Here is a 4955-nt window from a genome sequence, read left to right as displayed (position 1 = left end):
GCAGCCAAGCAATTGGTTGCCAAGACAGATACCCATGGTCGGCTTGGAGTGCGATAGGATCTTGACTTGCTGAACGATATCGCCCAGCAGGTTTGGATCGCCGGGGCCGGGGCTTAAAAACACGCCGTCCGGATCGGTCGCCAGGATCGTCTCGGCGGATGTGTTCGACGGATAGACTGTGACTTCCGCGCCAAGCGAGGCCAGCGAGCGCAGGATGTTGAACTTGACGCCGCAATCCAGAAGCGAGATCTTATACTTCGTCTCACCCGTCGCTGACGGCCACACATACGGCTCATCCGTCGAAACTCGCGACACGAAGTCCACGTCTTCGTAACTCGCCGCGCTATCGAGAAGCGCCTTAAGTTCTTCGGGAGTTTTGTCGCTGGAGATCGCGCCCATCATAACGCCGACCGAGCGCAGCTTCTGGGCGAGAACGCGTGTGTCAAGGCCATGGATGCCGATGACGTTGTTCTCTTTCAGGAATTCGTCGAGCGTGCCTTTCGAGCGCCAGTTGCTTGGAAATTCGGCCAGCTCCTTGATGATGAAGCCGGCGACCTGCACCTGACGTGATTCGAAGTCCTCGGGCGTAACGCCGTAGTTGCCGATCAGCGGGTACGTCAATGTGACCAGCTGTCCGGCGTAGGACGGGTCCGTCAGGATTTCCTGGTAGCCGGTCATGCCGGTGTTGAAGACGACTTCGCCGATGCTCGTGCCGACGGCGCCGAAGGCCTTCCCTGTGTATGTCGTTCCGTCCGCGAGGACGAGGTATGCGTTGCTCATAGTCTTAAATTACCGTCCGCCCACCAGGGTGGCGATCGGCTTGCCGGTCAAGGTCACTCCGTGCAGCGCGGAGTTGCGGGACTTGGACTTGAAGGCGTCCACGTCCACCGTCCACTCCGCTTCCGGGTCAAAAATCGTAATGTCGGCCGGCCCGCCAATCGACAGCGAGCCGCCGGGGAGCTTGAAGATCTTAGCGGGCGCCACGGACATCTTCTCGATCACTTGCGCCAATGTCAGAATGCCCGGCTTCACCAGATGTGTGATGACTAGGCCCAGGCTCGTCTCCAGCCCCAGCATGCCGAATGGAGCGCGGGCGAACTCCTGCTCCTTCTCATGCGGCGCGTGAGGGGCGTGGTCGGTCGCGATCAAATCCAAAGTTCCATCGACCAGGCCGGCGATAATCGCTTCCTGATCTTCCTTGGTGCGCAGCGACGGCGACATCTTCGCGTTGGTGTTGTAGCCGTAGCAGGCTTCATCGGTCAGGGCAAAGTATTGGGGGCAGGTCTCGGCCGTCACCGGCGCGCCCAGCGACTTCGCATGGCGAATAATTTCCACGCTTTCTTTGGTGCTGACATGCAGCACGTGCAGGTGGCAGCCAGTCGTCTCGGCCAGGATGATATTGCGCGCGGTGCCGATGTTCTCCGCCGCCCGATTGATCCCCTTGAGGCCGAGCACGGTAGAAACATAACCCTCGTTCATCACGCCGTCGGTGGTGATGTCCTTGTCCTCGCAGTGCGCGACATAGGGCAGATCCAGCATCTTGCAGTATTCCATCGCGCGACGCAGGAACCCGCTCTCATAGACAGGGTATGCATCATCGCCAATGCCCACGATCCCGGCGTCCTTGAGCTCCGACATCTCCGAAAGCTCTTCGTTCTTCAGGCCTTTGCTCACGGCCCCGATCACATACACGCGGGCGTCGGCGGTCTCGGCTTGCGCCAGAATATCCTTGACGATGGAGGCATGGTCGATGGGCGGCGACGTATTCGGCTGGCACGCAATCGCCGTAAAGCCGCCATTCTTAGCCGCCGCAGTACCCGTCGTCATGTCTTCCTTATACTCTTGCCCAGGAACACGCAGATGCACGTGAATGTCGATCAGACCCGGCGAGACCACATAGCCCGCGCAGTCGATGATCTTGGCGTCCGCGCCCACTGTCAAATTCGCGCCGATCGCCTTGATCGTCCCATCGTCGCCGACAAGCAAATCCGCGATCTCATCGCGCCCATTCGCCGGATCGATCACCCGGCCGCCTTTTAATAACTTCTCCAACATCGCTCCCATCAGATGCCCTCCGGCCCCCACGGGGGCCAGGGGGCGTCCTCTTAATAATCTTCCTGAACGCCGTACTTCCCTAAGACCTGTCCAAAGATATACGCCAGCACGAATGAGACCAGAACCCAGATCAGCCATCCGCTCAAGATATTGCTGCCTTCGCCGCAGCCAAGGCCTGCATTCTCGACATCCACACCGTTGATCCACGGATACGTCTTTTCGTATCGGACAGGAACCCTCTGATCGACTTTCGCCGACGTGTAAAGTCCTTTGTCGGCAATGCGCACCGTGCCGTTATATGCTTGCTTCACGCCCGTTTTCGGATCGGGCGCCTGGAACACGTAATCGATAAAGTACAGGTGCTCGCCGACCTTGAAAGGATCGTTCGTCACAGGACTATACGTTTTGACAATACGTCCCGCCGTCACTTTCTCCGCCTTTTTATAGATCCAGGAGGGCGGCAGGAAATGGCTCTTCGGAATGCCGATCAGCGGCAGAACAATTCCGAGAAGAACGATCGCGATCACAAGACCGATGAAAAATCGGCCGACACGACGCAGGGTCACGAGGTCCTCCTGATCTCAAGGCGCGATGACTATCCGCCCGAGATCGTATTTGTCGCACTCATCAGCCAGAACAACACAGCCATTCGCATGGCGACGCCGTTGGTTACCTGTTCTTCGATCACCGAAATGTTCCCATCGTCCGCCAGCGCGGACGAGATTTCGACGCCCCGGTTCATGGGTCCCGGATGCAGCACCGTTACGTCCGATGCGGCGTTCTTCAGCCGAGCGTGGGTGACGCCGAAGAGCTTCGCGTACTCACGCACGGACGGGAAGAAGGCGGCGTCCTGGCGCTCCAACTGGATGCGCAATACGTTCACCACATCGGCGCCGCGCAAACCTTCGTCCAAATTTGTGTAGACTTTGACGGGCAGTTTATCCGCGTCGGCCGGCATCAGCGTCGACGGCCCCACCAGTCGGACCTTGGCGCCCATCGTATGCAGCCCCCAAATATTCGAGCGTGCGACGCGGCTGTGGGCGATATCACCGACAATCGCCACTTCCAGCCCCTCGATCTGCCCCTTCTTCTCGCGGATCGTCATCAGATCGAGAAGTCCTTGGGTCGGATGCTCATGCGTCCCGTCGCCGGCGTTGATCACGGACTTGTTCGGCACATATTTGGAGGCAAGCGCCGCCGCGCCGCTGAACGAGTGGCGAATGACAAAGACATCGATCCCCATGGCGTCCAGGGTCAGCATCGTGTCCTTCAGCGACTCGCCCTTAGTGGCGCTGCTGGTGGCGGCGGCCAGACTATAGGTGTCGGCGGACATGATCTTCGCGGCGTGCTCGAACGAGGTGCGCGTGCGTGTGCTCGGCTCAAAGAACACCGTCGCCACGCTCTTGCCGCGCAGGGTCGGCGCCTTCTTCACAGGGCGCGTGACGATCTCCTTGAACGAGGCCGCCGTGTCCAATAAGTACACGATCTCATCGGCCGTCAGGCTTTGCAGGTCCAGTAAATCTTTTCGTCTCATAAAGGATTTGGTTACGCGTCTTTCGCGATCACGACTTTGTCTTCGCCGTCGAGTTCGGTCATAAACACCTTGACGAACTCATGACGGCTGGTAGGGATATTTTTGCCGACATAATCCGGCCGGATGGGAAGCTCGCGATGGCCCCGATCGATCAGCACCGCAAGCTGGGTCACGCTTGGGCGCCCCAGGTCCACGATGGCGCCGAGCGCCGCCCGAACCGTGCGCCCCGTATACACAACCTCGTCCACGAGGACCAGGGTCTTGCCTTCGATGTCGAACGGGATTTGCGTGGTGCCGACGCGCGGCTGGTAGGTGCGAAAGTCGTCACGGTAAAGGGAGATATCGAGCTGGCCGACCGGAACGGCCTTGCCTTCGATCCGTTCGATCGCCTCGGCGAGACGCTGCGCGAGCGGCGCGCCCCGGCGCAGGATACCGATCACGGCCAGGCCCTCGACCCCCTTGTTGCGCTCCAGTATTTCATGGGCGACACGGGTCCAGGCGCGGCGCATCTCATCGGCATCCATGACGACGGATTCGTTTTTGGTTTTTTCGGGTTCTGCGGACATAGCGCCAATCTTATAAATATGGCGCGAAACGGGGGAGGATGAAGCGGCGCGGCCGCTGGGCGCGTTAGGGAAACGACGCAGGATCAGCAGGCAAGCGGGCAGCGACCTTCCCCGCCTCGCGGGACGGGATTAAAGGAAACAACTGGCCATATTATAGACGAAACGAGGGGATTCTGTCAAGATGGGAGGGCATCCCTATTCCCCCGGCGCTTTAGCGCTGGGGGAATAGGGATTGAGCGGGAATAGGGCCTGCCTTCGCCACCGTATCCCCACCCCGGTTCACATTCACACCACGGAAGCCCGTCTTGTCGATAGTCATCTGCGCGAACTGAGTCTCGCCGGCGATGTTGAGGGTAAAGGGCGCGCGGCCGGATTCCGTGTCGACTTCGGACAGTGGCAGGGCGACTTCCAGCTGGTTGCCGCTCCAGGCGTAATAAGCATGGTCGACGCCGGGGATCGGCTGCTTTCGGCCTTCGCCAACCATTTGACAGGTCAGGCGAATGGACTTTGGCGCCGTCTCGGAGCTTGTCACGGGGCGGAGCACAATGGTGTAGCCGACGGATTTGGACAGGTGCTTGTGAACGTCCATGCGGACAAAGAGCGTTTGGCTGTCCCTGGCGGCGAAGATGCGGGTGATGTCGGCGCTTGCTTGGAAGGCGCGGACAACGCTGTCGCCGACCGGGTCCATGGCGACGGGCGCGAGGCCGGTCCACTCCGAGGAATCGCCGTCCAGGCGGATCTGACCGTCGGGAACGCGCGGGAGCTGAGACGTTGTGGCGCCGTTCAGGGTTCCAAAGAGC

6 protein-coding genes are annotated in these 4955 nt (G+C 60.0%); all 6 read right to left on the bottom strand.

Going from position 1 to position 4955, the window contains the following annotated elements:
* Positions 1 to 780 (bottom strand): glutamine-hydrolyzing carbamoyl-phosphate synthase small subunit (gene carA, locus ABIZ35_RS22515; RefSeq protein WP_348222177.1); only part of this gene is annotated, 780 nt, incomplete at its 3' end.
* Positions 781 to 789: 9 nt separating this feature from the next.
* Positions 790 to 2064: a dihydroorotase gene (locus ABIZ35_RS22510; protein WP_348222176.1), complete on the bottom strand. Its 1275-nt coding sequence runs from the start codon at positions 2062 to 2064 to the stop codon at positions 790 to 792.
* Between the two features lie 41 nt (positions 2065 to 2105).
* A complete protein-coding gene (locus ABIZ35_RS22505; RefSeq protein ID WP_348222175.1) occupies positions 2106 to 2621 on the bottom strand; it encodes a hypothetical protein in 516 nt (171 codons plus the stop codon).
* Positions 2622 to 2650: 29 nt separating this feature from the next.
* Complete coding sequence (locus tag ABIZ35_RS22500) at positions 2651 to 3589, bottom strand: aspartate carbamoyltransferase catalytic subunit (protein ID WP_348222174.1); 939 nt, start codon at positions 3587 to 3589, stop codon at positions 2651 to 2653.
* Between the two features lie 11 nt (positions 3590 to 3600).
* On the bottom strand, positions 3601 to 4155 hold the full coding sequence (pyrR, locus tag ABIZ35_RS22495; RefSeq protein WP_348222173.1) for a bifunctional pyr operon transcriptional regulator/uracil phosphoribosyltransferase PyrR: 555 nt from the start codon (positions 4153 to 4155) through the stop codon (positions 3601 to 3603).
* Positions 4156 to 4366: 211 nt separating this feature from the next.
* A partial coding sequence (locus tag ABIZ35_RS22490; protein ID WP_348222172.1) for a hypothetical protein occupies positions 4367 to 4955 on the bottom strand: 589 nt, incomplete at its 5' end.

Source organism: Capsulimonas sp., from assembly GCF_039929585.1.
Classification (GTDB): domain Bacteria; phylum Armatimonadota; class Armatimonadia; order Armatimonadales; family Capsulimonadaceae; genus Capsulimonas.
Note: the sequence above shows the minus strand (reverse complement) of the source record. Positions and strands in the feature narration are given on the sequence as shown.

Bases quoted from the DNA above. Each gene is read 5' to 3' on its own strand.
- pyrR (WP_348222173.1), bottom strand. From the start codon at position 4,155: ATGTCCGCAGAACCCGAAAAAACCAAAAACGAATCCGTCGTCATGGAT.
- ABIZ35_RS22510 (WP_348222176.1), bottom strand. From the start codon at position 2,064: ATGGGAGCGATGTTGGAGAAGTTATTAAAAGGCGGCCGGGTGATCGAT.
- ABIZ35_RS22500 (WP_348222174.1), bottom strand. From the start codon at position 3,589: ATGAGACGAAAAGATTTACTGGACCTGCAAAGCCTGACGGCCGATGAG.